The following is a 24969-nucleotide window of genomic DNA, read 5'->3' as shown; positions in this document are numbered from 1 at the left end:
TCGGGGGATCACATGAGCGACGACCGGTACGTGTCCACGCCCACCGGAGCCGTCGACGCCGACGGCCAACGCCAGCGCTTCACCGCGTTCCTGGCCCTGGCGCTCGGCATCCTCGGCGCCCTGGGCGGTGGCGTCGTCGGTACGGCGGTGCAGTGGCTCTCCTTCTCCGTCGCGCAGACCAGCTACCCGGACGGGATCTTCGCGGTCCTGATGGGCGGCGTGCCCGTCATCTTCGGGGTCGTCGCCATCGTGCTCGGCATGCAGGCGTCGGCCGCCCGCGACCCGCTGGACGCCCCGATCGGCAGGGTCGGGGCCACGCTCGGCGCGGTGGCCGTCGTCGGCGGCGTGCTCTACGTCGTCGCCCTGCTGCTCGAGCGGTGACACTCGCGGCCTGACGACGCCGCACCTCTCGACCATTCCCTCATTGTGGTGATTCGCGGCGCCCTGCCTTCGTGCTGACATGCCTAAGTGAGCAGGAGCCGCGGGGGGCTCTTGGGTGGGCTCCTCCCTTCAAAGGTGTCATGGCCGTCGTCCGGGGGGACGGGACGGCCGAGGGATCACGCCCGCGGCCGCTTACGCGCCAGACCAGCACTCGTCGTAGCGCTCGCCGCGCCGTTGCTCGCGATCCCCCAGGTGGCCGTGACCGCCTTCGCGCCGCCCGCCGGTGCGGCGTGTGCCAACGAGATCGCGTGCGAGAACGCCAAGCCGGGCACCCCGAAGAGCGTCTGGGACATCCAGGAGGCCGGCGACGAGACCATCCAGGGCTTCGCCACCCAGATCTCGGTCAACCGCGGCGAGCGGATCGACTTCAAGGTCGACACGACCGCGCCGTCGTTCAGCGTCGAGATCTACCGCACCGGCTGGTACGCCGGTGACGGGGCGCGCCGGATCGACACCCAGCCCATCCCGACCGTCGCCCAGGACCAGCCCAACTGCGCCAACGACGTCGCGACCGACATGGTCGACTGCGGCAGCTGGGCCGTCTCCGCGTCGTGGACCGTCCCGCCGACCGCGGTGTCGGGTGTCTACATCGCGCGCCTCGTCCGCGGGGACGGCGTTGGTGACAGCCACGTCACCTTCATCGTGCGCGACGACGCCAGTCACTCCGACCTGGTGTTCCAGACCTCCGACACCACGTGGCAGGCCTACAACAACTACGGCGGCCCCAACTACTACAGCGGCGGCTCGCACGGCACGCCAGCTCGCGCCTACAAGCTCTCCTACAACCGGCCGTTCAACACGCGCTACCAGACGACCAAGCGCGACTTCTACTTCGCCAACGAGTACCCGCTCGTGCGGTTCCTCGAGCGCAACGGCTACGACGTCTCCTACATCGCCGGGCCCGACACCGACCGGCGCGGGCACCTGCTGACGAACCACAAGACCTACCTGTCGGTCGGGCACGACGAGTACTGGTCCGGCCGCCAACGTGCCAACGTTCTGGCCGCGCGTGACGCGGGAGTCAACCTGATGTTCCTCTCCGGCAACGAGATGTACTGGCGCGTCCGCTGGGAGATCGACCACCGCACCATGACGAGCTACAAGGAGACCTGGGCGAACGGCAAGGCCGACCCCGAGCCCGAGTGGACCGGCACCTTCCGCGACCCTCGCTTCGCCCCGCAGAGCGCCGGCGCCGGAATCCCCGAGAACGCCGTGACCGGCACGATGTTCATGGCCAACCACAACGAGTTCCCACTGAAGGTCGACTCCCGCGAGGGCAGGCTGCGCCTGTGGCGGAACACCGACCTCGCCGCCCTGCCACCGGGCGGCTCCCGGGAGCTCACCCCGCGCACCGTGGGCTACGAGTCCGACGAGGACCTCGACAACGGCTTCCGGCCACCCGGGCTGATCCGTCTGTCCACCACCACCGGGACGACCCAGGAGCGACTCCAGGACTTCGGCAACACCGTCTCCCCGGGTCAGACCACCCACCACATGACGATGTACCGCGCGCAGAGCGGCGCGCTCGTCTTCGGCGCCGGCACGATCCAGTGGACCTGGGGCCTCGACGACGTGCACGACGCCTCGTTCGGCGCCCCGCCACCCGACCCCGCGATGCAGCAGGCCCAGGTCAACCTGCTCGCCGACATGGACGCCCAGCCGACCACCCTGATGGCCGGGTTGTCGCCCGCGTCCGCCTCGACGGACACGGTCGGGCCGACGGTCACCATCGGTCCGCTCGGCGGCCAGCAGGCCAACGGCGCCCGGGTCACCGTGAGCGGCACCGCGCAGGACGTGGGCGGAGGCCAGGTCGCCGGGGTGGAGGTCTCGACCGACCGCGGCGCCACCTGGCACCCCGCGGAAGGCACCACGAGCTGGAGCTACACCTACACCCAGCACGGATACGGCGCGCGTGCCGTGCGCGTGCGCGCGGTCGACGACAGCGCCAACATCGGCCCCGGCAGGGCCCGGCACCCGCAGGCCACCTGTCCCTGCTCGATCTTCGGCGACGAGGTGCCTGCGGTCCCCGACAGCGGCGACGGCTCGCCGTACGAGCTGGGTCTGCGGTTCATCCCGATGCGCGACGGTGCGGTCACAGGGGTCCGGTTCTACAAGGGCGCCGGCAACACCGGCACGCACGTGGGTCGGCTCTGGACCTCGGGTGGCACGAAGCTGGGCGAGGCGACCTTCACGTCGGAGTCGGCCACCGGCTGGCAGTCGGTGAGCTTCCCCGCCCCGGTGACGGTGCAGGCCGGCCAGACCTACGTCGTGTCCTACTCCGCGCCCAACGGTCACTACGCCGCCGAGCTCGACGCCTTCGAGCTCCACGGGATCGAGGCCGACCCGGTCTCGGTGCCTGGCGGCTTCGCCGGCGGCGACGCCGGGGTCTTCTCGGGCACGCCCGGCGCGTTCCCCCAGACGGTCGTCCGCAACTCCAACTACTACGTCGACGTCCGGTTCCAGCCCAGTGGGCCGCCCGACCCCCTCCCCACCATCGAGGTCACCGGTCGCCAGCCGGCGCCCGGCTCGACCGGAGTGCCCCGCACCACCGCGGTCACCGTGTCCTTCTCCGCGCCGATCGACCCGGGTGCCGCGTTCACGGTGAGCCAGGGCTCGGCGCCGGTAGCCGGCAGCGTGACGACCTCCGAGGGCGGGCGCACGCTGACCTTCACGCCGTCCGCCGCACTCGCTCCTCAGACCCAGGTGACCGCCAGCCTGAGCGGCGTCACGTCCACCGACGGCATCGACCTCGCGCCGCTCTCCTGGTCGTTCACCACCGAGTCCGCGACAACCACGGGCCCACCCACCACCGACCCCCCCGCGCACGGCACTCGAACGGTCACGCTCTTCGGCAGCAGGAAGCCTCGCGGGAAGCTCTCCGCGCGGCGTGGCGTCGAGGTGGGCGTGGAGTTCACCCCGACCAGGGCGGGCTCGGTGGTGGCGCTCCGCTACTTCCAGGTGAGCGGGCGCGTGGCCCCGCGCTCGGTGACCCTCTGGTCCGACCGCGGCACGAGGCTGGTCCGCGCGAAGATCCCGCGCAAGGGCGCCAAGCCCGCGAAGGCCGGCTGGCGCACCGTCACCCTCGCCGATCCCGTCGGGCTGCGCGCCGGCCGGTCCTACGTCGCGTCCTACTACCTGCCGGCCGGCCGAGCCGCCCGCACGACCGACTTCTTCAAGCGGAAGGTGTGGTCGTCGGGGCCCCTGCGTGCCAAGCGGTCCGACAACGGGCGCTACGTGTTCGCGCCCAAGAGCCGCTTCCCCCGGAAGGTCGACCGCGGGGTCAACTTCTACGCTGACGTGCGGTTCGACTACTAGCCCCGCCAGGCGCCGTCGCCCGACAGGTCGGCGTACTCCCTGATCCAGGTGTGCATGGCGATCGCCGCCGCGGCCGATGCGTTGATGGACCGGGTGGAGCCGAACTGTGCGATCGAGAACGTGCCGTCGCACGCCGCCCGCGCACCGTCGGAGAGTCCCGGCCCCTCCTGACCGAACAGGAAGCACACCCGGCGCGGCAGGCTCATGGTCTCGAGGTGCTCCGAGCCGGGCAGGTTGTCGATGCCGAGCAGCCGCACGTCCACCTCGTGGAGGTACGCCGCCAGGTCCGCGGCCGTCTCGTGGTGCCGGATGTGCTGGTAGCGGTCGGTCACCATCGCACCCCGGCGGTTCCACCGCCGGTTGCCGACGATGTGCACCTCCGCGGCCAGGAACGCGTTGGCCGACCGCACGATCGTGCCGATGTTGAAGTCGTGCTGCCAGTTCTCGATGGCGACGTGGAAGTCATGCCGCCGGGTGTCGAGGTCGGCGACGATCGCGGCCATCGACCAGTAGCGGTAGCGGTCGACGACGTTGCGGCGGTCGCCCTCGGCGAGCAGCGCGGCGTCGTACACCTCGCTGCCGGGGCCGGTCGGCAGCGGTCCGTCCCACGGCCCGACCCCGACCTCGGGCGGACCGTGCGGCATCGGGTCGTACGGCGCCCGCTCTTCCTCGTCCATGCCCGCAGGCTATGTGGGCGGGCCGGTTAGGGTTGCGCGCGTGACCGCACTGCTGGACCTCCACCCCCTCCTGCTCGGGATGGACTGGATGGATCCCAACTGGCTGCTCGACCGCTTCGGGGGCGCCGCGTTCTGGCTGAGCCTGGTGATCATCTTCGTGGAGTGCGGGCTGTTCTTCCCGTTCCTGCCCGGCGACACGCTCCTGTTCGCGATGGGGCTGTTCATCTCCACCGAGCGGATCGACGTCTTCCCCGGGCCGCCGTCGGTCGAGCTCCTGATCGCCCTGGTGCTGTTCACCGTCGCCGGCTTCCTCGGCAACGTCGTCGGCTACGAGATAGGCCGCGCCGTCGGTCCCCCGCTCTACGAGCGCAACGGCCGGATCCTCAAGCAGAAGTACTTCGACCAGACGTCGGCGTTCTTCGACAAGCACGGCAACAAGGCGCTGGTGATCGGGCGATTCGTCCCCTTCGTCCGCACCTACATCACCGTGGTCGCCGGGGTGACCCGGATGGACCGCCGCCGGTTCTTCACTTGGAGCCTGATCGGAGCCGTGGCCTGGGTGCTCAGCATCACCCTGCTCGGCTACTTCCTCGGCTCGGCCTTCCCTGCGCTGGGCGAGAACATCGACAAGGCGATCGCCGTGATCCTCGCCTTCTCGCTGATCCCGGTGGCCTGGGAGTGGTGGCGGCACAAGCGCACCAGCGCCCCCGCGGCCGACGACCGTGACCACGACGGCCGGCCCGACCGCGACGTCGCCGGGCAGGACGTCGACCCGCTGACCTGAGGCGTGGCGGTCAGGACGCGGCGCGAGCGGCGTCCAGCTGCGCCCTGGTGAGCACCGGACGGACATCGATGCCCACGTCGGCGAGCGGGTTCTCCTCACCCGGGCTGCGGTCGATCGCGCACACGACGACCTCCACGATCGCCCCGCGCTCACGGAGTGCGCGCGTGGCGTCACGCACGGCGCCGCCGGTGGTGAGGACGTCCTCGACCAGGGTGATGCGCCGGCCCTCGACGTCCGGCCCCTCGGCGAGCTTGCACGTGCCGTACTCCTTGGCCTTCTTGCGGACGAAGAGGGCGGGCAGCCCCGTGTCGGCGCTCAGCACGGTGACGATCGGGATGCCACCCATCTCGAGGCCGCCCAGGAGCTCGGTGCCGGCGGGCAGGAGATGGACCATGCGGGCGGCGACCCGCGCCAGCAGCGCCGGGTCGGACTCGAAGAGGTACTTGTCGAAGTACTCGCTCGCCACCTGACCCGAGCGGAGGGTGAACTCCCCCCGGAGTCGGCAGCAGGCGTCGATGTCGGCGGCCAGCGTGTCGGCGTCGTTGGTCGGTGTGGTGGAGCCCTGCGGCTCAATGCTGCTCATGGCGGTGAGGGTAGCGACTCCTAGGATCGGTGCCCTGATGACGTCCGCACCCGAGTTCCGCCTCCGCGAGATCGCCGTGCCGGCATACGGGCCGAGCATCGTCGAGGGGCTGGGTCACGGCGCGATCCTGCCGATCGTGGCGCTGCACGCGCGTGAGCTCGGGGCCACCGTCGGTCAGGCCGCGCTCGTGGTCGCCCTGATCGGCATCGGGCAGCTGATGATGTCGCTGCCCGCGGGGGCACTGGTGGCTCGCATCGGCGAGCGACGGGCGCTGACGGTCACCGGCCTGTTGGAGTTCGTCGTCTTCGTGCTCGCGTGGCGCACCGAGAACCTGGTCATCTTCGCGGTCCTGGTGCTGCTGACGGGGATGGCCTGGTCGGTCTTCCTCCTCGGGCGGCAGGGCTTCATGATCGACGCGGTGCCGATCCACTTCCGGGCCAGGGCGCTCTCCGCCCTCGGCGGGAGCCACCGCATCGGCATGCTCGCCGGACCCCTGATCGGAGCGCTGCTCATCCACTTCTTCGGGCTGTCGTCGGTCTTCGCGCTCGGGGCGGTGGCCAGCCTCGCCGCCGTGGCGATGGTGCAGTGGATGCCCGACCTGGGCGCGGACGCACGGGCGGCCCAGGCGGTCGACGGACCGCTGTCTGTGTGGTCGGTCCTGCGGCAGCACCGTCGGGTGCTCGTCACGCTCGGCAGCGCGGTCGCGGTCATCTCCGCCTCCCGCTCGCTGCGGCTGGCCCTGCTCCCGCTGTGGTGCGACCACGTCGGCCTCTCGGCGTCGGCCACCTCCCTCATCTTCGGTCTCGCCGCCGCCGTCGACGTCTCGCTGTTCTACCCCGCCGGCTGGGTGATGGATCGCTTCGGCCGCGTCTGGGTCGCGTTCCCGGTCGTCGCGACCGCGGCGGTCGGCGTACTCCTGCTGCCACTGGCCGAGACGTTCTGGTCGGTGCTCGCCATCTCGGTGCTCATCGCCGTCGGCAACGGCCTCGGCTCGGGGATCGTGATGACGATGGGCGCCGACACCGCGCCCGTGGCCGGACGTGCGCAGTACCTCGGCGGCTGGCGGCTGGCCGCCGACCTCGGCAACACCGCCGCGCCCGTGGCGCTGGGGGCGCTGACCGTGGTCATGCCGCTGGTCGGAGCCTGTCTCGCCCTGGGCGGCGTGGGCATCGCCGGCACCGTCTGGGTGACCTACTGGACCGGCCGCCTCGACCGGTTCAGGTCGTCCGCGGCTCCTTCGTGAGCAGGTGACCGAAGGCGATCATCCGGTTGTCGGTGTGGAAGATCTCCGAGCAGGTCGTCAGCGTGATCAGCCGCTGGCCGGGCTTCTGCTCGGGCTGGGGCCCGTCCGGATCGGGATTGGTCGGCAGCGGGTCGACCACCCAGGTCTGGGTGAACGGCACGATCAGGTCGTCGCCGCCGGTGTCGAGGACGTAGGTGTAGGTCCACTCGCGGGTCTCGACGACGATCTCGTCGCCGGGCACGAGCTCCGGCATCCGCCGCAACGGCTCGCCGTGGGTGACGCGGTGCGCGGCGAGGGCGTAGTTGCCCTTGGCGCCGGGCGCCGCGGAGCTCTCGAAGTGCCCGAAGCCGGCCGCCAGGGCGTCGTCGGCCACCCCCTCGAGCAGCGGGACCGCGTAGTCGTCCCCGAAGCGGGGGATGCGTACGACGGCCTGGACCGTGCCATCTGAGGCCTCGACGGTGTCCTTGCCCTGGTGCCAGCTCTTCTCCACCTTCTCGACGAGCTCGGTGTGCTTGCGGGCGGAGACCCAGTTGGTGCCGTACATCTGCCAGCCGACCCAGCCCAGCATCACCAGGCCGGCGAGGACCATGAGCAGGCCGACGATGGTGAGGATCCGGCCCCGGCGCCGCCGGGTGGGCGCTGGCTCGGCGGACATGCGGGTGAGTCTAGGCGGGTCGTCGTTACGCTCGCGGGCATGTCTGCGAAGAGGCCCCGACCCGTCGCGAGCCGGCTGCGCGGCACACCTCCCACGATCTTCACCCAGATGTCGGCCCTGGCCCTGCGCACCGGCGCGATCAACCTCGGCCAGGGGTTCCCCGACGTCGACGGTCCGCCGTCGGTGATCGCGGCAGCCGAGGAGGCGCTGCGCACGGGCCGCAACCAGTACGCGCCCGGCCCCGGCGTGCCCGCCCTGCGCCGGGCAGTCGCGGCCCACCAGATCCGGCACTACGGCATCGAGCTCGACCCGGACAGCCAGGTCGTGATCACCACCGGCTGCACCGAGGGGATCGCCGCGGCCATGCTCGGCCTCGTCGAGCCCGGCGACGAGGTGGTCGTGCTGGAGCCCTACTACGACTCCTACGTCGCGACGATCGAGATGGCCGGAGGGGTACGCCGACCCGTCACGCTGCGGGCGCCCGACTTCCGCCTCGACGTCGACGCCCTGCGCGCGGCGGTCTCTCCGCGCAGCCGGTTCGTGCTGCTCAACAGCCCGCACAACCCCACAGGCACGGTGCTCACCGAGGACGAGCTGCGGGCCGTGGCAGACGTGGCGATCGAGCACGACCTGGTCGTCATCACCGACGAGGTCTACGAGCACCTCGTCTTCACCGGCAGCACCCACGTGCCGATCTCGACGCTCCCCGGCATGCTCGAGCGCACGCTCACGCTCTCCAGCGTGGGCAAGAGCTACTCCTTCACCGGGTGGAAGGTCGGCTGGGCCACCGGACCGGCGGACCTGGTCGGCGCCGTGCTCGCGGCGAAGCAGTGGCTCACCTTCACCTCGGGCGCTCCGCTGCAGCCGGCCGTCGCGCTGGCCCTCGACGAGGAGCCCGACTTCCCGGCCCAGCTGGCCGCCTCCCTCGAGCAACGGCGTGACCTGCTCTGTGCCGGGCTCGCCGAGGCGGGGCTCGCACCACGCGTGCCGCAGGGCACCTACTTCGCCACCACCAACGTCTCGCACCTGGGCTGGGCCGACGGCATGGCGTTCTGCCGCGCCCTGCCGGAGCGCGCCGGTGTCGTGGCCATCCCGACCCAGGGCCTCCACGACGACCAGGACGCCGGTCGCCACCTGGTGCGCTGGGCCTTCTGCAAGGAGCCCGACGTCATCTCCGCCGCGCTGCGACGGCTGGCCGGGGCCGACCTCAGCGCGTGAGGGGCGGCCGCAGCGTCAGCGGCCGGAGACCCACGCTCGCACGTCGGGACGACGCAGCAGTGCGATCACCACGATCGCCGCGACCGCGGGCACGGCGAGGGCGACCGAGGCCAGGGTGCCGACCAGGCAGAACGCGGCGACCGCCGCCGATGAGATCAGCAGGCCGCGCGCCGCGCGGAGCCTGCGGCGCAGCATGACACCGGCGCACAGGCACGCGAGGGCGGACCAGAGGATCACCACGGCGCCCAGGAAGTAGGTCGTCGCGAGCAGCGTCGAGTCGGTGACGCCCTGGGTCTCGATGTCGGGGTTCTGCTTGGCGATCTCGTCGAGGAGCACGTCGGGTGACGAGGCCACGACCGCCAGGGCGACGATCGACGACATCAGCGCGAAGCCGGCGAAGACCCACGTGATGATCGCGGCCGCGACGAGCGAGTCGGGCCTGGTGGCCCGGACCGGTGGCTGCTGGACGACGGGCGCCAGGGCGACCGGCGGCCGGCCGAAGCCGTCGAACGGGCGGGCGGCGCCCGTGGGTGCCGGGGGCTGCTGCTCGGGCACCGGGGGCGGCCAGACGGCCTGCTGCCCGCTCCCGCGCTCGACCGGCGGTGCCGCCTTGCCGTCGAACCAGTCACGGGCCGGCTGGAGCCAGAGCATCAGCGAGGCCACCGCCACCAGCGACGACATGAAGCCACCCGTGACGATGCCGGTCACGAACAGCGGTGCGGCCAGCACGGCGAGGCCGAGGCGGGCGCCGCGGTGCCGGCGGAGCACGTGGAACCCGAGCACGGCCGCTGCCGTGGCGCAGCCGGCAGCCACCATGGCGCTCACGTGCAGGAGCATCACCACGCTCTCGACCGACATGCCGAGTCCGTCGCCCGGAGGCTCAGCGAGGAATTTCTCGATCGCGTCGCGCGACTGCAGCGACCGCACGCCGGAGATGACCTCGTAGCCGGTGAGCACGACGAACGCGGAACCGACCATGATCATCCAGCCGGCCCACGTCACCTGACGCGGTCGCGGCAGGCTCTTCTCGGTGTCGCTCACGGCCCCATTCCACCATTGCGGCCCAAGAGCCGCGGACCCGCGTTCAGACCGGTCACACCGGGGACAGGACCAGCCCGTCGCCCCCGACGTCCACGGCGACCGAGCCGCCGTCGCCCACCTCGCCACCGATCAGCATCCGGGCGAGCGGGTCGCCGATGGCCGACTGGATGAGCCGGCGCAGCGGCCGGGCGCCGTACGCCGGGTCGTAGCCGGTCTCGGCCAGCCAGGTCCGCGCCTCGTCGGAGACGGTGAGGGTGATCCGGCGGACCGCCAGTCGCTTCTCGAGCAGCGCGAGCTGCAGGTCGACGATGTGCGCCAGGTCGTCCATGGTCAACGCGTCGAACAGGACGACCTCGTCGAGCCGGTTGAGGAACTCCGGCTTGAAGTGCGCACGGACGACGCCCATCACCGAGTCCTTCCTCGTCGCCGGGTCCAGGGTGGGGTCGACCAGGTAGCTCGACCCGAGGTTGCTGGTGAGCACGAGCAGGGTGTTGCGGAAGTCGACCGTGCGGCCCTGGCTGTCGGTCAGCCGGCCGTCGTCGAGGACCTGCAGCAGGATGTCGAAGACCTCAGGGTGCGCCTTCTCGACCTCGTCGAGGAGCACGACGGAGTACGGGCGGCGGCGCACGGCCTCGGTGAGCTGGCCACCCTCGTCGTACCCGACGTAGCCGGGGGGCGCGCCCACGAGCCGGGCGACCGAGTGCTTCTCGGAGTACTCGCTCATGTCGACGCGCACGATCGCCCGGTCGTCATCGAAGAGGAAGTCGGCCAGCGCCTTCGCCAGCTCGGTCTTGCCGGTGCCGGTCGGGCCGAGGAAGAGGAAGCTCCCGGTCGGCCGGTTCGGGTCGGAGATGCCTGCCCGCGAGCGGCGTACGGCGTCACTCACGGCGCCGACGGCCTCGCGCTGCCCGATCAGGCGCTCCCCGAGGGCCGCCTCCATCTCGAGCAGCTTGGCGGTTTCGCCCTGCAGCATCTTGCCGGTGGGGATGCCGGTCCAGGCCTCCACGACGTCGGCGATCTGCTCGGCACCGACCTCCTCGCCGACGAGGGGGTCGAGGTCCGTCCGCTCGGTGCCCTCGACCGAGGAGAGCTTCTTCTCGAGCTCGGGGATCTTGCCGTAGAGGATCTCGCTGGCCTCGTCGAGCCTGCCCTCGCGCATCAGCTTGTCTGCGTTGACCCGGATCGCGTCGAGCCGGCGACGCAGCTCGCCCTCGTCCTCGAGGGTGGCCTTCTCCTGCTCCCAGCGCGCTTCGAGTCCGCGCAGCTCCTCCTCGCGGTCGGCGAGGTCGGAACGCAGTGCCGCGAGCCGGTCGACGGAGGCGTCGTCGCTCTCCTTGGCGAGCGCGAACTCCTCCATCTTGAGCCGCTCGACCTGGCGGCGCAGCTGGTCGATCTCCTCCGGCGACGACTCGATCTCCATCCGGAGCCGAGAGGCCGCCTCGTCGATGAGGTCGATCGCCTTGTCGGGCAGCTGACGGCCGGTGATGTAGCGGTCGCTGAGGGTGGCGGCCGCGACCAGCGCGGCGTCGGTGATGCGGACGCCGTGGTGGGCCTCGTACTTCTCCTGGATCCCGCGCAGGATCTGGACGGTGTCCTCGACGCTGGGCTCGCCGACGAAGACCTGCTGGAAGCGACGCTCGAGCGCGGGGTCCTTCTCGATGCGCTCGCGGTACTCGTCGAGGGTCGTCGCACCGATCATGTGCAGCTCGCCGCGCGCGAGCATCGGCTTGAGCATGTTGCCGGCGTCCATCGCGGAGTCGCCTCCGGCGCCTGCGCCGACGACCGTGTGCAGCTCGTCGATGAAGGTGATGACCTGCCCGCCGGCGTCCTTGATCTCCTCGAGCACGGCCTTGAGGCGCTCCTCGAACTCGCCGCGGTACTTCGCACCGGCCACCATCGCGGCCAGGTCGAGGCTCAGCACGCGCCGGCCCTTGAGCGAGTCGGGCACGTCGCCGGCGACGACGCGCTGCGCGAGTCCCTCGACGACGGCCGTCTTGCCGACGCCGGGCTCACCGATCAGCACCGGGTTGTTCTTGGTACGGCGCGACAGCACCTGGATCACCCGGCGGATCTCGGCGTCCCGGCCGATCACCGGGTCGAGCCGGCCCTCCTCGGCGGCCTCGGTGAGGTCGACGGAGTACTTGTCCAGCGCCTCGTACGTCGACTCCGCCTCCTGGCTGGTGACCCGGCGGTTGCCGCGCACGGCCGTGAGGCCCTCGCGCATCCCGTCGGCGGTGAGGCCCGCGTCGGTGAGCACCTTCTTGGCCGACGACTCCACGGTCGCCAGCGAGATGAGCAGGTGCTCGGTGGCGACGTACTCGTCCTTCATCGACGCCGCGAGGTCCAGGGCGCCGGCCAGCACCCGGGTGAGCGCCGAGGACGCCGAGGGCTGCGCCACGGTGGAGCCTGTGGCGCGCGGCAGGGTGTCGAGCGCGGCCTGGGCCCGGGCCGTCAGCGAGTCGGCGTCGACGCCGGCCTTGGTGACGAGCGTGCGGGCGAGGCCGTCCTCCTGGCGCAGCAGCGCCACCAGGAGGTGGACGGGCTCGGTCACGGTGTTGCCCGCCGTCGTCGCGGACAGCTGTGCGGCCTCGATGACCTCGCGGCTGCGGGTGGTGAACTTGTCGGCTCCGAACTGGCTCAACGCTGGCTCCTGCTTTCGTCGTCCGGGGGTGACGCGTGCCCCCGGGATCACTCTGGCGTCCACTGGCACAACGCGCCACAAGTTGAGTCCATTCCACTCAACTTTGCCCGACCCCGACCCCTGAGCGCGACCCGACGCGCACCCGTGGCAGCGTCACCCGGACAGCATCGCGCACTAGCATGACCACGCTGTCCCTTGTGGAGGATGATGTGAAGCTGTTCGGCAAGAAGTCGCGCTCGGACGACCAGCCCGTGATCGAGGCGCCCGCCCCGGTCGAGGAGGAGAAGCCGATCAGCGTGGTCGTCGTCGACGACGACGACGACCTGCGCGGCATCCTGCGGATCGCCCTGGAGTCGCGCGGCTTCGACATCCTCGGTGACACCTCCGACGCGATGGCGGCGCTCCAGGTGGTCCGCGACGGCCAGCCCGACATCATCCTGCTCGACCTCGCCATGCCCGAGGTGACCGGGCTGGAGGTGCTGCCGCTGCTGCTCGAGCAGTCGCCGCGCTCCAAGATCGTCATCTGCTCGGCCATCAGCGCGACCCACATGACCGAGGCGGCGCTCGACGCGGGTGCCGACGCCTACATCATCAAGGGAGTCTCGGCGAAGACCTTGATCGGCCACCTCAGACGCGTGGCCCACTCCGGGCCGGTGCGCCCGGTGCGCCCCTATCCGCTCGGCCGCGACTACGTCGAGCCGCCGACCCCGACGGCCGGGTGACCCGGCTCCAGCTCGTCTCGGACTGCTCGAGCTGCTTCGGACTCTGCTGCGTCCTGATGCCGTTCCGGGCGCGGTCCGGCTTCGGCGAGGACAAGGACAGCGGCACGCCCTGCCGGCACCTGGGCGCCGACGACGGCTGCGGGATCCATGACGGCCTGCGTGATCGCGGCTGGCCCGGATGCACGGTCTTCGAGTGCTTCGGCGCCGGCCAGCACGTCTCGCAGGGGACGTACGGCGGCACGTCGTGGCGCGAGGCCGACAACCTGGGCGAGATGGCCGCCGTGCTCTCCGCGATGCGCCAGCTCCACGAGATGCTGTTCCACCTGAGCGAGGTCGAGCGCCGCTCACCGTCACCGGCAGCGAGCGAGCTGCTCGAGCGGATCACCGCCCTGGCCTCGGGCGACGCAGAGTCGGTGCTGGGCGTCGACGTCGACGCGGTGCGGGCGGAGGTCGGGGCCGAGCTCGGGTCGGCCAGCGAGCGCATCCGTGGCCCCCTGGGCGCCGACCGTGCGGGCGCCGACCTGTCCGGGCGGGACATGCGTGCCGAGCCGCTGGCCGGGGCCTGCCTGCGCGGTGCGCTGCTGCTCGGCGCCGACCTGCGCGAGTGCGACCTGTCCGACACCGACCTGCTCGGGGCCGACCTGCGCGGCGCGGACGTACGGGGTGCCGACCTGTCGGCCGCGGTCTTCCTCACCCAGCCCCAGGTCAACGCCACCACCGGCGACGGGAAGACCCGCCTGCCGGCCGGGCTGTCGCGACCCGGCCGCTGGCCCGCCGACTAGCGCTGCCGGCGCCAGACGACGAGCTGGTTGCCCGTCAGCGGGGCGCGCAGCGCCGGCACCCGGCTCGCGGGCACGCCCGCTGACGACGGGGTGCGGCGTACGGCGTCGCGAGCGGACTCGAGCTCGGCGACCAGCTCGGCGTTGCGGGCGCGCAGGGCGGCGACCTGGTCCTCGAGCACGAGGATCCGGCGTACGCCCTCGATGCCGATGCCCCGCGACGTGAGGTCCGCGATGAGCCGGAGCAGCTCGAGGTCGCGGTGGGAGTAGCGCCGGCCGCCGCCGCCGGTGCGCCCCGGGGTGATCAGGCCCATCCGCTCGTAGGTCCGCAGCGTCTGCGGGTGCAGCCCGGTCAGCTCGGCGGCCACCGAGATGACGTAGACGGCGGCGTCGGGGTTGGGCGTCGCGAACCCGGTCATGACTCGAACAGGTTGGCCCGCAGCGGGATGCCGGCAGTGGCGGCGCGGTAGGCCTCCACCGCCTCCCGGGCGGCCGGGTCGAGCTTGGCGGGGACCTGGACCTGCACGGTCGCGAGGAGGTCGCCCTTCGTGCCGTCCTTGCGCGGTGCGCCCTTGCCGCGGACTCTGAAGGTGCGGCCGTTGGGGGTGCCGGCGGGGATCTTCAGGGTGACGGCTGAGCCGCTCAGGGTCGGCACGGTGATCTCCGCACCGAGCGCCGCCTCGGCGAACGACACGGGCACGTCGACGGTCAGGTTGTCGTCCTTGCGGCCGAAGATGCGGTGCGCACCCACCTTGACGACCACGAACAGGTCGCCGGGCGGGCCGCCGTGCTCGCCGACCGCGCCCTTGCCCTTGACCCGGATCCGCTGGCCGCTCTTCACGCCGGCCGGGATGCGGGCCTGGATGGTCCGGGCCGAGACGCCGCGGCCGGTGCCGTGACAGGTCGGGCACGCCTCGTCGTAGACGAGCTGGCGGCCGCCGCAGACCGGGCAGGTCTCGTTCATCGAGAAGGCACCGCCCACCGACGACACCACGAAGCCCGCGCCCTCGCACTCCGGGCAGACGTGCGGCCGGGTGCCCGGCTTGCCGCCGGTGCCGTTGCAGTCGGGGCACGGGGCGTCCGAGGTGAGCCGCAGCGACACGGTCACGCCCTCGATGGCGTCGGTGAACCCGATGGTGGCCGTCGTCTCGACGTCGGCCCCCTTGCGCGGGCGCGTCTGGGGCCGGGAGCGCCCGCCCCGGTTGCCGAAGAGGTCGCCGAACATGTCGCCGAAGCCGCCGCCCCCACCGCCGGTGCCGCCCCGGTCGCGCAGGAAGTCGTTGAGGTCGAAGCCGGTGGCTCCCGCGTCGGCATAGCCGCCGCCACCACGCTGCCCGAACCCGCCGGAGCGGTAGAGGTCGCGCATCTGGTCGTACTTGCCCCGCTTCTCGGCGTCGCCCACGACGTCGTACGCCTCGGCCACCGCCTTGAAGGTGTCGTGCTTGGCGGTGTCGCCCGGGTTGGAGTCGGGGTGGTTGGCACGCGCCAGCTTGCGGTAGGCCTTCTTGATCTCGTCGGCCGTGGCGTCCTTGCTCACGCCCAGCACGGCGTAGAAGTCCTTGCCCGCCCAGTCGGCGCGCATGCCGTCAGTTGCGCTCATGCGCGCCTCCCTTCGGTGTCGTCACGTCTCTTCTTCGCACTCAGGCCGTGCTCGCGGGGCTGACCGGGTCGACGACCAGGACCTGCGCCGCTCGGACGACCCGGTCGCCGATCTTGTAGCCGGCCTTGGCGATCACCTTGCAGGTGGTCACCTCGACCTCAGGATCCTCCCCGATATGGCTCAGCGCCTCGTGGATCGTCGGGTCGAACGCGTCGCCCACGGCCCCGAACTTCGTCAGACCCAGGCCCGTCACGACCCGCTCGAGCTGCTCGGCGACGGTCTTGAAGCCGTCGTCGAGGGGCCCGTGCTCGCGGGCCCGGTCGATCGTGTCGAGCACCTCGGTGATCGGCGCGAGGACGGCGTACGTCGCGTTCTCGCGGATCAGGTCGCGGTCCCGGTCGACGCGCCGCTTGTAGTTGAGGAACTCGGCCTGGAGCCGTTGCAGGTCGGCGGTGCGCTCGGCCAGCGCCGCGGACTCAGCCGACCCAGTGGACCCAGCGGACTCAGCGCCGTCGACCTGGTCGCTGCCTGGCGACTCCGTCGGGGCCCCGTCGAAGGCATCGCCGGCCGCGGCGTCGGCGTCCGGCCGCGCCGGGGCGCCCGTGGAGTCGTCCACGGGCGCCCCGACCTCGGGCTCGTCGGCCGTGCGGGCCGCCGGGTCACCGGGGGAACCGGTCACTTGGTCTCACCCTCGGCGTCCGAGCCCGCGGCCTGGTCACCGGTGCCCGCGTCGGCGGGCTCGTCCACGATCTCGGCGTCGACGACATCGTCGTCGGCGTCGCCCGTGGCCTCGCTGTTGCCACCGGCAGCGGCCTGGTCGGCCTCGGCGGCGGCGTACATCGCGGCGCCCATCTTCTGGCTGGACTCACCGAGCTTGGTGATGCCGGCGGTGATCTCGTCCGCCGAGGACTCGGCGTTCTCGAGCGTCGCCTTCAGCGCGTCGACGTCGGCCTGAACCTCGGTCTTGACGTCGTCGGGGACCTTCTCGGAGTTCTCGGCCAGGAACTTCTCGGTCGAGTAGACGAGACCGTCGGCCTGGTTGCGGGCCTCCACGGTCTGGCGGCGCCGGGCGTCCTCCTCGGCGTACTGCTCGGCCTCCTTGACCATCCGGTCGATCTCGTCCTTGCCGAGCGCCGAGCCGCCGGAGATCGTCATCGACTGCTCGCGGCCGGACGCGTGGTCCTTGGCGGAGACGTGGACGATGCCGTTGGCGTCGATGTCGAAGGTGACCTCGATCTTGGGGATGCCCCGGGGCGCGGGCGGCAGGCCGGTCAGCTCGAAGTTGCCGAGCGGCTGGTTCTGCGCCCACATCTGGCGCTCGCCCTGGGCCACCTTGATCTCGACGGACGGCTGGTTGTCGTCGGCGGTGGTGAAGATCTCCGAGCGCTTGGTCGGGATCGTCGTGTTGCGCTCGATCAGGGTGGTCATCACGCCGCCCTTGGTCTCGATGCCGAGCGAGAGCGGAGTGACGTCGAGGAGCAGGACGTCCTTGACCTCGCCCTTGAGCACGCCGGCCTGCAGGGCCGCGCCGACGGCGACGACCTCGTCGGGGTTGACACCCTTGTTGGGCTGCTTGCCCCCGAGGAGCTCGGTGACCAGGTCGCTGACGGCGGGCATCCGGGTGGAGCCACCGACAAGGACGACGTGGTCGATCTTGTCGACTGCGACGCCACCGTCCTTGAGGACGTTCTGGAAGGGCGCCTTGGTGCGGTCGAGGAGGTCGGAGGTCATCTTCTGGAACTCCGAGCGGGTCAGCTTCTCCTCGAAGTGCAGCGGGCCGGACTCGCCGTGGGTGATGTAGGGCAGGTGGACGGTGGTCTCAGCGGACGACGACAGCTCGATCTTCGCCTTCTCCGCGGCCTCCTGGAGGCGCTGCTTGGCGATCTTGTCGGCCGCGAGGTCGACGCCGTTGTTGTCCTTGAACTTCTTGACCATCCACTCGACGACGCGGTTGTCCCAGTCGTCACCACCGAGGTGGTTGTCACCCGAGGTGGCCTTGACCTCGACGACGCCCTCGCCGATCTCGAGCAGGGACACGTCGAACGTGCCGCCACCGAGGTCGAAGACGAGGATCGTCTGGTCGTCGCCCTTGTCGAGGCCGTAGGCGAGCGCGGCGGCGGTGGGCTCGTTGACGATGCGGCTCACGTTGAGGCCGGCGATCTCGCCCGCCTCCTTGGTGGCCTGGCGCTGCGCGTCGGAGAAGTACGCCGGGACGGTGATCACCGCGTCGGTGACCGGCTCGCCGAGGTAGGCCTCGGCGTCCCGCTTCAGCTTCTGCAGCACGAACGCGCTGATCTGCTGGGGGGTGAAGGACTTGTCGTCGATGTCGACCTTCCAGTCGGTGCCCATGTGGCGCTTGACCGAGCGGATGGTGCGATCGACGTTGGTGACGGCCTGGCGCTTGGCCACTTCGCCGACGAGAACCTCGCCGGACTTCGCGAACGCGACCACCGACGGGGTGGTGCGGGCGCCTTCTGCGTTGGCGATGACGGTGGGTTCGCCACCCTCAAGGACGGCGACGACGGAGTTCGTCGTACCGAGATCGATGCCGACCGCGCGAGCCATGGATTACCTCCGGTGTGAGTACTGCAGATGTCTTGCTGATGTAGTGGGGTTGCGGCCATCCTGCGCCACTGCGACGAGTCTGGCAAATTAGTTGAGTCGAATCAACTCAACTTCGTTCAGTGATCGCAACGCAGGGTGGACACGGGTTGTTCCCGGGTCAGCCCCGGGGTTCCCGCCGGGTCCGCTCGTGGCCGGTCCGGGCGACCTTGCCGTCGGTGCTGACGATCCAGACGGTCAGCGCCACGCCGGCGCCCACGGCGAAGGTGAAGAAGAACAGGGCCACGGCCGGCATCCCGAGGATCCTCGAGCCACCCGGGACGCGCATCATCAAGGCGGCGCCCATGATCGTCGCGGCGATCACGATGCCGAGGGTGATCCGGTTGGCCACCCGCTGGAGCACGGTGTGCAGCCGCTCCTCGTCGATCGCGTCCACCTGCACGTGGAACTCCCCCTCGGCGAGGGTGTCGAGAATCCGGTTGGCCCGCTTGGGCAGCATGGCGGTGAACTCCTTGGCCTCGATCGCTGCCGCCATCAGCCCGCCGGCGCTCATGCTGAGGCCGTGGGTGAGCATGTCGCCGACGTTGTCCCGCAGGGCCTCCGCCGGCGAGAAGTCCGGATCGAGGTGCAGGGTCGCCTGGTCGAGGTTGAGCAGCGCCTTGCCGATCATCGACATCTCCGCCGGCGGCATCAGCCCGTGGGCACCGGACAGCCGGCTCAGCTCCACGAGCACGGACCCGGCCTTGAGGTCGCTACCGCTGTTGACCGCCTCCGAGACCACGTGCGAGACGTCCTCGCGGAAGGCTGCGGCGTCGTAGTCGGGCAGCGGGTGGCCCATGCCGGCGAGCACCTGGGAGGCCTCCTCCCCGTCACCGTCGGTGATGGCCAGCAGCAGCTTGACGACCTGGTCCTGCAACCTGCCCGGGACGTTGGCGACCATCCCGAGGTCGATGAGCGCGAGGCGGTGGTCGTGGGTCAGGATCAGGTTGCCCGGGTGCGGGTCGGCATGGATCACGCCGTCGTGGAGCATCATCTTCAGGTAGCAGGAGAAGAGCTGCTCGACGATCGGCCGCGCATCGACGTCGGTGAGCCCGAGGCGGCCGACGTCGGTCACCTTCCGCCCCTCGACGCGGTCCATCGTCAGCACCCGGCCCGTCGTGTGCGTCAGCACCGGGGCCGGCACGACGAGCAGGTCGTAGTCGCTGGTGAGGCGGACGAACCTCTCCAGGTTGCGCGCCTCGCGCCGGTAGTCGAGCTCGCCTGCGATCGAGCGCCGGAACTGGGCGACGAGCTTCTCGAAGCCGTAGCGCCGACCGGTCTCGGTCCGCTTGTCCGCCATCGCGGCGAGCCGCGCGAGGAGGTCCATGTCGCCGCGCACGACGTCGCGGGCCTCCGGGCGCTGCACCTTGACCACGACCTGACGCCCGTCGCGGAGCGTCGCGCGGTGCACCTGCCCGAGCGAGGCCGCGGCCATCGGCTCGCGGTCGAAGTCGGCGTAGAGGTGGCGCAGCTCGGCGCCCAGCTCCCTCTCCACGATCTCCTCGACCACCTCGAAGGGGAACGGGTCGACGTCGTCCTGGAGACGCGCCAGGGCGGAGGTGTACGCCGCGGGCAGCAGGTCGAAGCGCGTGGAGAGGAGCTGGCCGAGCTTGATGTAGGTCGGTCCCATCGCCTCGAGGTCGCGGGCGAACTGCGCGGCCTTCTCCTCGTCGCCCAGCGGCGTCTCGTCGTCGTCGAAGGTGAACTCGTCGAAGCCTGCACCCGACAGGAGGTCCGACCGTCCGTAGCGCCACGCAAGCCGTGCGAGGGCGGTGTAGCGCGCGGGGGTCGAAGCCGGTTCGGTGGTGGTCTGCGGGGTCTCGGTGGTCACGGAGGCAAGAATGACGTCTCCGCGGCGCGGCGAACACCCCGGCATCCAGGGAGCGCCGCCTATCTCCCCAGCTCAGCGCTGCGACCCCAGTGCTCCAGCAGGTGGGCCAGCCGGCTGCGCTCCAGGTCGCTGAGGTCCGACAGCAGCCGGTGCTCGTTGGCGATGTGCTGCTCGACCACGCGGTCGATGAGCTCCAGCCCACTCGGGGTGAGGCGGATCCGCCGCGACCGGCCGTCCTCGGCCGACACCTCGCGGGTGACCAGACCCGCCTGCTCGAGGCGGTCGAGCCGCTTGGTGACCGCTCCGGACGTCACCAGGGTCGACGCGCTCAGCTCGCCGGGCGTCAGCTCGTACGGCGTCCCTGAGCGCCGCAGCGCCGCCAGGACGTCGTACTCGCCGTCGGTCAGGCCGGCCGCGGCGAACACCGGCCGGAGCTGCTCGTTCAGCGCGTCGGCCAGTCGATGGAGGCGGCCGATGACGCCCATCGGGGAGACGTCGAGGTCGGGGCGCTCCGCGTTCCACTGCTGCATGAGCCTGCCGACGTGGTCGGGTTCCATGGTCGGGAATATATCTGCCCAGGAAAGTAATATGTCTTCCATGGAAACGAATCGGCCCGGGCTCTCGACGATCCTGCTGACCGCGGTCGCGCCGATGGCGTGGGGATCGACCTACATCGTCACCGAGAAGTTCCTGCCGCCGGACCGCCCGCTGTTCGCCGCGTTGGTGCGCGCGCTGCCGATCGGCCTCGCGCTGCTCGCCTGGCGCCGCCAGCTGCCGCACGGCGAGTGGTGGTGGAAGTCGGTGCTGCTGGGCATCTGCAACATCGGCGCGTTCTTCCCCCTGGTCTTCCTCTCCGCCTACTACCTGCCCGGCGGCCTCGCCGCCACGGTCCAGGCCCTGCTGCCGCTCGCCGTGATGGCCATCGCGTGGCCCCTGATCAGGGAGCGGCCGGGCGTGCTGCGAGTGCTCGCGGCCGTGGTCGGGCTCGCCGGCGTGGGCCTCCTGGTGATGCGCAGTCCCGACGGCGTCACCGCGCTCGGGCTGGCCGGCGCCATCGGATCGGTCCTCGTGTCCGCGCTCGGCAACGTGCTGATCAAGCGATGGCCGGCGCCGGTCGACCTGCTCACGCTGATGTCGTGGCAGCTCGTGGCCGGCGGGGTGCTCCTCCTGCCCCTCGCGTTCCTGGTCGAGGGCGCACCGCCGGCCATCGACCTGTCGGCCGCGGCCGGCTACGCCTGGCTCGGGATCATCAGCACCGGACTCGCCTACTACTGCTGGTTCCGCGGTCTCACGCTGATGCCCGCGGGCGGGACCGCTCTCATCGGGCTGATCAACCCCCTGGTCGGCACCGTGCTCGGCGTGGCGTTCGCCGCCGAGGCCTTCGGCCTGACCCAGGTGTTCGGCATGCTCCTGGTGCTGGGCGGCGTGCTGGCCGGACAGCCGGCCGTCGCGGCACTGCTGCGCCGCCGGGTGCGGCTGCCGGATCCAGAGGAGGAGCCTCGGGAGGCCGCCGTGGCCGCCCTCGTCACCCGACCGTGACGACGACCTCGTTGGACTCCGCCGCCGTGTCGGTGTCGACGACCCGGAACTTGTTCTCCCCCGGCCGGCTGGTCATGACGTACGTCGCGAACGTCTGGTTGCCGACCGAGACCGTCACCGGGAAGTCGACCCAGGAGCCGTCCTCGAACCGCTGCACCTGGAGGATGGCACCCTCGCCGTCGGGGTAGACCCCCGTCAGGTCGATCTGCCCCATGGCCGCCACCTGGGTCTGCCCCGCTAACAGGGTGATCCCGGTCGCGGAGGGCGCCGAGGAGCCACCGTCGGAGGGCGTGACCGACGGGGTCGGGCTGTTGGGATCGAGCGTCATCAACGGCCCGCTCGGGGTGTCGGTCTGCACCGGGTCGGGCAGGAAGAGGGACTGGCCGGAGGACGCGTTCTGCGTGGAGTCGGCGCCGCCACCGCCGACGCCGAGCACCTTGGTGCCCATCAACGCCGTGATCCCGGCGAGCAGCCCCACCACGAGACCCACCCCGACCAGGGCGACGAGGCCGCTCAGCACAGGACGCTCGGTGGGCTCGGACATCCGATCCGCCACAGTGCACCTCCAGGCTCGACATGGTGTTGGCCGCCATCATCCCCGATGACCATGGCGAGTGGGTACGCCCGTTCTCCACAGCTCCGATCGGGCGCGTTTTCCGCCTCCTCGTGTCGGGCATCTCACGACCATGACAGACACCGTGCGCATCAGCCCCAGGGCCGTGAGAGCCGTGGCCGAGCAGCTCGACGTGGCCGGCGCATCGGTGACCCGGGCCGCCGAGATCGACGTACCTCGAGAGATCCTCGCCCGGCCCTACGTCGCCGACTCGATGGCCAACACCAGGAGGGTCGCCCGTGCGATCGGCAGGGCCGCGACGGAGATGTCCACCGACCTCGACAGGCTCGTGCTGGAGGCCGATGCCCTCGACGCGCTCGTCGCCGACCGATTCCTCGAGAAGGGGTGGGAGCGGTGACGTTCGCGCCGATCGACCTGGGCCGGTTCCGCTGCGACCCGGCCCCGGCCCCGGCCTACGCCGCGGAGCTGCGGGCGCTGGGCAGGGCGGTCCGCCGGGCCGAGGTTGCCTACGCGACCGGGTTCGGCCTCGACCGCCGCCGGTTCGACGGAGCGGCCGGCGACAGCTTCCGCGCCCGGTGCCGGTCGCTCCTGGATGCGGCCACCGAGGTGTCCGGCAACCTGGCGTCGCTCAGCGAGGCGGCCGAGGAGCTGTCGCTCGATGCCCAGAGGCTGGACGGCCTGGTGGACGAGACGATGCGCCTCGCGCGCACGGGCGGCCTGGTCGTCGCCGCCGACACGATCCACCCGCCGGACGCCGAGAGCCGCTTCGAGGACACCCCCGCTCTGGTGCAGGGCTGGCGGGCCTGGGACGCGGTCACCCAGCGGCACATCGAGGTCGAGACGACGTACGGCCGCATCCTCGACGACTGGATCCGGGCGCTCGGACGGTTCGGCTACAGCGCCTGGGCGAGGGATCGCGTCCTGCAGGGGCCGGACGACGTGCTGCCTCCCCCGGCGGCTCCGCCGGTCATCGGTCCGCGTCCCCCGGGTGACGCCCCGCGACTCGACGAGGAGTCCCGTGCGTGGTGGGTCGAAGGGCATCGCGGCTGGGACGGCGAGTGGGTGCACGCGCACTGGAGGCCCCTCGGCCCGGAGGGCCACCTCCCCGTCGTGCTCGCCGACAGGGGGCCGCACGTCGGGGAGCACCCGTCGGGCGCCACCACGGCTCGCTGGGTCGGCGGTCGGTGGCAGCCGGTCGTGCCGGAGAGGCTGCCTCCGTCGATTGCGTGACGGGTGGCTGGGGTGGGTGCTTGTCCTTGGGTTGCCTTGGTTTCGAGGCTCAGGCGCCAGGGCGCCTTCGCACCTCAACCAGCGGCGCCTCAACCGGCGGCGGGGACTAGTGCACGCGGATCCGTGCGCCGCGGCGGGGCACGCTCGTGATGTTGCGGACCTTCGGCTCGTCGTCGCCGACGGCCGTGACGTCGTACGCCGCCAGCACCTCGCGGAGCACGGTCACGCCCTCCATCAGGGAGAAGCCGGCGCCGATGCAGCGGCGTACCCCGCCGCCGAACGGGATCCAGGTGTTGACGGGCGGGCTCTGCCCCAAGAAGCGCTCCGGGCGGAACGCCTCGGGCTCCGGGTGGTTGTCGGCGCGGGCGTGCGCGACGAGGATCGACGGGCCGATGGTCACGCCAGCCGGGAGGTCCCAGCCGCCGATGGTCGCCGGCTTCGTCAGGGTGCGCACGACCATCGCGATCACCGGGTGGAGCCGCATGGACTCCTTGAGCACGGCGTCCAGCCAGGCGTCGTCGCCGGTGCGGGCTGCCTCGCGCGACCGGGCCAGCAGCGCCGGGTCGCGGCCGACCTCGTAGAGCGCCCAGGCCAGAGCGGTCGCGGTGGTCTCGTGACCCGCCAGCAGCAGCGTCACGAGCTGGTCGCGCAGCTCCGTGTCGGTGAGCGCGTCGCCACCGTCCTCGATGCGGATCAGCCGGGAGAGCACGTCGGTGCGCTCGGTGAGGTCGGGTGCCCGCCGACGCTCGCGGATCTCGGCGTAGATCAACCGGTCGAGCTCGAGGGCGTTCTCGACCGTGCGCTTCCAGGGTCCGTATCGCTGCAGCCTCGGCCAGCCCCAGCCGAGCAGCACGACCGGCGAGATGTCGACGGTGCGGTTGACGCGTGGGCGCAGCTGTGCGAGGCGCGCGTCGTCGGTGACGCCGAAGACCACGCGCAGGATGACCTCGAGCGTGAGCGCGTTCATCCGGTCGAGGGCACGCAGCTCCTGGCCGCGCTGCCACGACGCGACCTCCGCGCGCGCCACCTCGGTGACGAGAGCGGCGTAGCCGTGCAGGGCATGCCCGTTGAAGGCCGGCATCAACAGCTTGCGAGCCCGCCGGTGCTGCCCTGAGTCCTGCAGCAGGAGGGAGTGCTCGCCCATCATCGGGCCGAGGATCGCGTTGCCCTTCCCGGCGTGGAAGACCTCGGGGTCGCCGGCGAAGATCTCCTTCGCGTGCTCGGGACGGGTGAACAGCACCAGCGGCCGGCCCTGCGGGATCAGCCGGACGGTGAAGACGTCGCCGTACCGGCGGTGCAGCCACGGCACGAAGCGGTGCCGGAAGCGCAGCAGTCCCACGCTCTGGGCGAACACCGGCCAGCGCGGCCCGGGCGGCAGCGCGGAGCGGTCGACGGGCCGGAGCGCCGAGCCGCGCGACGGGCTCATCGACCGATGGCGCTGCGCCGCGAGGTCAGCGATCTCGTCGGTGTCGAAGCTGCCTGCTGTGCTGCCCAT

General features: G+C 71.5%; 23 protein-coding genes. 10 read left to right on the top strand and 13 right to left on the bottom strand.

From position 1 onward, the window contains the following. Nucleotides 1-12: 12 nt before the first annotated feature. A complete protein-coding gene (locus ACP7BP_RS15135; protein WP_426245725.1) occupies nt 13-381 on the top strand; it encodes a hypothetical protein in 369 nt (122 codons plus the stop codon). A 258-nt stretch (nt 382-639) separates the two neighbouring features. Then, complete coding sequence (locus ACP7BP_RS15130) at nt 640-3756, top strand: N,N-dimethylformamidase beta subunit family domain-containing protein (protein ID WP_426245723.1); 3117 nt, start codon at nt 640-642, stop codon at nt 3754-3756. On the opposite strand, the gene ACP7BP_RS15125 is transcribed toward ACP7BP_RS15130, so the two are convergent. After that, the gene (locus ACP7BP_RS15125) at nt 3753-4433 is read right to left on the bottom strand and encodes a TrmH family RNA methyltransferase (protein ID WP_426245722.1); all 681 of its coding nucleotides are present in this window, start codon (nt 4431-4433) and stop codon (nt 3753-3755) included. The two genes, ACP7BP_RS15130 and ACP7BP_RS15125, sit on opposite strands and share 4 nt — an antisense overlap. Nucleotides 4434-4473: 40 nt before the next feature. Between ACP7BP_RS15125 and ACP7BP_RS15120 the strand changes: the two genes are divergently transcribed. Further along, nucleotides 4474-5217, top strand: coding sequence for a DedA family protein (locus ACP7BP_RS15120; RefSeq protein ID WP_426245721.1), 744 nt, complete (start codon nt 4474-4476; stop codon nt 5215-5217). A 10-nt stretch (nt 5218-5227) separates the two neighbouring features. Here the strand turns inward: ACP7BP_RS15120 and pyrE are convergent, their stop codons facing one another. Then, nucleotides 5228-5800: an orotate phosphoribosyltransferase gene (gene pyrE, locus ACP7BP_RS15115; protein ID WP_426245719.1), complete on the bottom strand. Its 573-nt coding sequence runs from the start codon at nt 5798-5800 to the stop codon at nt 5228-5230. Between the two features lie 37 nt (nt 5801-5837). Here pyrE and ACP7BP_RS15110 point away from each other — a divergent pair, with 37 nt between their 5' ends. After that, nucleotides 5838-7043 carry an MFS transporter gene (locus ACP7BP_RS15110; RefSeq protein WP_426245717.1) on the top strand — a complete coding sequence of 402 codons (1206 nt, stop codon included), beginning with the start codon at nt 5838-5840 and terminating at the stop codon, nt 7041-7043. Here the strand turns inward: ACP7BP_RS15110 and ACP7BP_RS15105 are convergent. Further along, nucleotides 7018-7698 carry a class E sortase gene (locus ACP7BP_RS15105; RefSeq protein WP_426245716.1) on the bottom strand — a complete coding sequence of 227 codons (681 nt, stop codon included), beginning with the start codon at nt 7696-7698 and terminating at the stop codon, nt 7018-7020. The two genes, ACP7BP_RS15110 and ACP7BP_RS15105, sit on opposite strands and share 26 nt — an antisense overlap. A 39-nt stretch (nt 7699-7737) precedes the next feature. On the opposite strand from ACP7BP_RS15105, the gene ACP7BP_RS15100 reads away from it, so the two are divergent. Further along, nucleotides 7738-8916 carry a pyridoxal phosphate-dependent aminotransferase gene (locus ACP7BP_RS15100; RefSeq protein ID WP_426245715.1) on the top strand — a complete coding sequence of 393 codons (1179 nt, stop codon included), beginning with the start codon at nt 7738-7740 and terminating at the stop codon, nt 8914-8916. 15 nt (nt 8917-8931) lie between these two features. Here the strand turns inward: ACP7BP_RS15100 and ACP7BP_RS15095 are convergent, their stop codons facing one another. Further along, complete coding sequence (locus ACP7BP_RS15095; RefSeq protein WP_426245714.1) at nt 8932-9957, bottom strand: hypothetical protein; 1026 nt, start codon at nt 9955-9957, stop codon at nt 8932-8934. 52 nt (nt 9958-10009) lie between these two features. After that, nucleotides 10010-12598 carry an ATP-dependent chaperone ClpB gene (clpB, locus tag ACP7BP_RS15090; RefSeq protein WP_426245712.1) on the bottom strand — a complete coding sequence of 863 codons (2589 nt, stop codon included), beginning with the start codon at nt 12596-12598 and terminating at the stop codon, nt 10010-10012. A gap of 179 nt (nt 12599-12777) precedes the next feature. Between clpB and ACP7BP_RS15085 the strand changes: the two genes are divergently transcribed. Further along, a complete protein-coding gene (locus tag ACP7BP_RS15085; protein WP_426245710.1) occupies nt 12778-13320 on the top strand; it encodes a response regulator in 543 nt (180 codons plus the stop codon). Next, nucleotides 13317-14102 (top strand): pentapeptide repeat-containing protein, encoded by a 786-nt coding sequence (locus ACP7BP_RS15080; protein WP_426245709.1) that lies wholly within the window; start codon nt 13317-13319, stop codon nt 14100-14102. Before ACP7BP_RS15085 ends, ACP7BP_RS15080 begins: the two co-directional genes overlap by 4 nt. On the opposite strand, the gene ACP7BP_RS15075 is transcribed toward ACP7BP_RS15080, so the two are convergent. The 6 genes from ACP7BP_RS15075 to ACP7BP_RS15050 form a co-directional block, all read right to left on the bottom strand. Further along, nucleotides 14099-14518, bottom strand: coding sequence for a heat shock protein transcriptional repressor HspR (locus ACP7BP_RS15075; RefSeq protein ID WP_426245707.1), 420 nt, complete (start codon nt 14516-14518; stop codon nt 14099-14101). The genes ACP7BP_RS15080 and ACP7BP_RS15075 overlap by 4 nt on opposite strands. Next, nucleotides 14515-15699: a DnaJ C-terminal domain-containing protein gene (locus ACP7BP_RS15070; protein WP_426245705.1), complete on the bottom strand. Its 1185-nt coding sequence runs from the start codon at nt 15697-15699 to the stop codon at nt 14515-14517. The genes ACP7BP_RS15075 and ACP7BP_RS15070 overlap by 4 nt, the downstream gene beginning before the upstream one ends. A gap of 40 nt (nt 15700-15739) precedes the next feature. After that, nucleotides 15740-16378: a nucleotide exchange factor GrpE gene (gene grpE, locus ACP7BP_RS15065; RefSeq protein WP_426245703.1), complete on the bottom strand. Its 639-nt coding sequence runs from the start codon at nt 16376-16378 to the stop codon at nt 15740-15742. Next, complete coding sequence (gene dnaK / locus ACP7BP_RS15060) at nt 16375-18264, bottom strand: molecular chaperone DnaK (RefSeq protein WP_426245701.1); 1890 nt, start codon at nt 18262-18264, stop codon at nt 16375-16377. Before dnaK ends, grpE begins: the two co-directional genes overlap by 4 nt. A gap of 157 nt (nt 18265-18421) precedes the next feature. Further along, the gene (locus tag ACP7BP_RS15055; RefSeq protein WP_426245699.1) at nt 18422-20131 is read right to left on the bottom strand and encodes an ABC1 kinase family protein; all 1710 of its coding nucleotides are present in this window, start codon (nt 20129-20131) and stop codon (nt 18422-18424) included. 59 nt (nt 20132-20190) lie between these two features. Next, a complete protein-coding gene (locus tag ACP7BP_RS15050) occupies nt 20191-20688 on the bottom strand; it encodes a MarR family winged helix-turn-helix transcriptional regulator (protein WP_426245698.1) in 498 nt (165 codons plus the stop codon). Between the two features lie 40 nt (nt 20689-20728). On the opposite strand from ACP7BP_RS15050, the gene ACP7BP_RS15045 reads away from it, so the two are divergent. After that, nucleotides 20729-21670 carry an EamA family transporter gene (locus tag ACP7BP_RS15045; protein WP_426245696.1) on the top strand — a complete coding sequence of 314 codons (942 nt, stop codon included), beginning with the start codon at nt 20729-20731 and terminating at the stop codon, nt 21668-21670. Here the strand turns inward: ACP7BP_RS15045 and ACP7BP_RS15040 are convergent. Then, nucleotides 21657-22214 (bottom strand): hypothetical protein, encoded by a 558-nt coding sequence (locus tag ACP7BP_RS15040; protein WP_426245694.1) that lies wholly within the window; start codon nt 22212-22214, stop codon nt 21657-21659. The genes ACP7BP_RS15045 and ACP7BP_RS15040 overlap by 14 nt on opposite strands. A 142-nt stretch (nt 22215-22356) precedes the next feature. Between ACP7BP_RS15040 and ACP7BP_RS15035 the strand changes: the two genes are divergently transcribed. Then, nucleotides 22357-22641, top strand: a complete 285-nt coding sequence (locus ACP7BP_RS15035) for a hypothetical protein (protein ID WP_426245692.1) — start codon at nt 22357-22359, stop codon at nt 22639-22641. Further along, nucleotides 22638-23474: a hypothetical protein gene (locus tag ACP7BP_RS15030; RefSeq protein ID WP_426245691.1), complete on the top strand. Its 837-nt coding sequence runs from the start codon at nt 22638-22640 to the stop codon at nt 23472-23474. Before ACP7BP_RS15035 ends, ACP7BP_RS15030 begins: the two co-directional genes overlap by 4 nt. Nucleotides 23475-23580: 106 nt before the next feature. On the opposite strand, the gene ACP7BP_RS15025 is transcribed toward ACP7BP_RS15030, so the two are convergent. Continuing rightward, nucleotides 23581-24969 (bottom strand): cytochrome P450, encoded by a 1389-nt coding sequence (locus ACP7BP_RS15025; protein WP_426245689.1) that lies wholly within the window; start codon nt 24967-24969, stop codon nt 23581-23583.

The organism is Nocardioides sp. LHG3406-4, from assembly GCF_049897745.1.
GTDB lineage: Bacteria > Actinomycetota > Actinomycetes > Propionibacteriales > Nocardioidaceae > Nocardioides.
This window is presented reverse-complemented; position numbering and strand designations above follow the sequence as displayed.

Excerpts from the sequence above, each read along its gene's own strand:
- ACP7BP_RS15135 (WP_426245725.1), top strand. The coding sequence starts at position 13 with ATGAGCGACGACCGGTACGTGTCCACGCCCACCGGAGCCGTCGACGCC.
- ACP7BP_RS15125 (WP_426245722.1), bottom strand. The coding sequence starts at position 4,433 with ATGGACGAGGAAGAGCGGGCGCCGTACGACCCGATGCCGCACGGTCCG.
- pyrE (WP_426245719.1), bottom strand. The coding sequence starts at position 5,800 with ATGAGCAGCATTGAGCCGCAGGGCTCCACCACACCGACCAACGACGCC.
- ACP7BP_RS15110 (WP_426245717.1), top strand. The coding sequence starts at position 5,838 with ATGACGTCCGCACCCGAGTTCCGCCTCCGCGAGATCGCCGTGCCGGCA.
- ACP7BP_RS15105 (WP_426245716.1), bottom strand. The coding sequence starts at position 7,698 with ATGTCCGCCGAGCCAGCGCCCACCCGGCGGCGCCGGGGCCGGATCCTC.
- ACP7BP_RS15100 (WP_426245715.1), top strand. The coding sequence starts at position 7,738 with ATGTCTGCGAAGAGGCCCCGACCCGTCGCGAGCCGGCTGCGCGGCACA.
- ACP7BP_RS15085 (WP_426245710.1), top strand. The coding sequence starts at position 12,778 with ATGACCACGCTGTCCCTTGTGGAGGATGATGTGAAGCTGTTCGGCAAG.
- ACP7BP_RS15075 (WP_426245707.1), bottom strand. The coding sequence starts at position 14,518 with ATGACCGGGTTCGCGACGCCCAACCCCGACGCCGCCGTCTACGTCATC.
- ACP7BP_RS15070 (WP_426245705.1), bottom strand. The coding sequence starts at position 15,699 with ATGAGCGCAACTGACGGCATGCGCGCCGACTGGGCGGGCAAGGACTTC.
- dnaK (WP_426245701.1), bottom strand. The coding sequence starts at position 18,264 with ATGGCTCGCGCGGTCGGCATCGATCTCGGTACGACGAACTCCGTCGTC.
- ACP7BP_RS15050 (WP_426245698.1), bottom strand. The coding sequence starts at position 20,688 with ATGGAACCCGACCACGTCGGCAGGCTCATGCAGCAGTGGAACGCGGAG.
- ACP7BP_RS15045 (WP_426245696.1), top strand. The coding sequence starts at position 20,729 with ATGGAAACGAATCGGCCCGGGCTCTCGACGATCCTGCTGACCGCGGTC.
- ACP7BP_RS15040 (WP_426245694.1), bottom strand. The coding sequence starts at position 22,214 with ATGTCCGAGCCCACCGAGCGTCCTGTGCTGAGCGGCCTCGTCGCCCTG.
- ACP7BP_RS15035 (WP_426245692.1), top strand. The coding sequence starts at position 22,357 with ATGACAGACACCGTGCGCATCAGCCCCAGGGCCGTGAGAGCCGTGGCC.
- ACP7BP_RS15025 (WP_426245689.1), bottom strand. The coding sequence starts at position 24,969 with ATGGGCAGCACAGCAGGCAGCTTCGACACCGACGAGATCGCTGACCTC.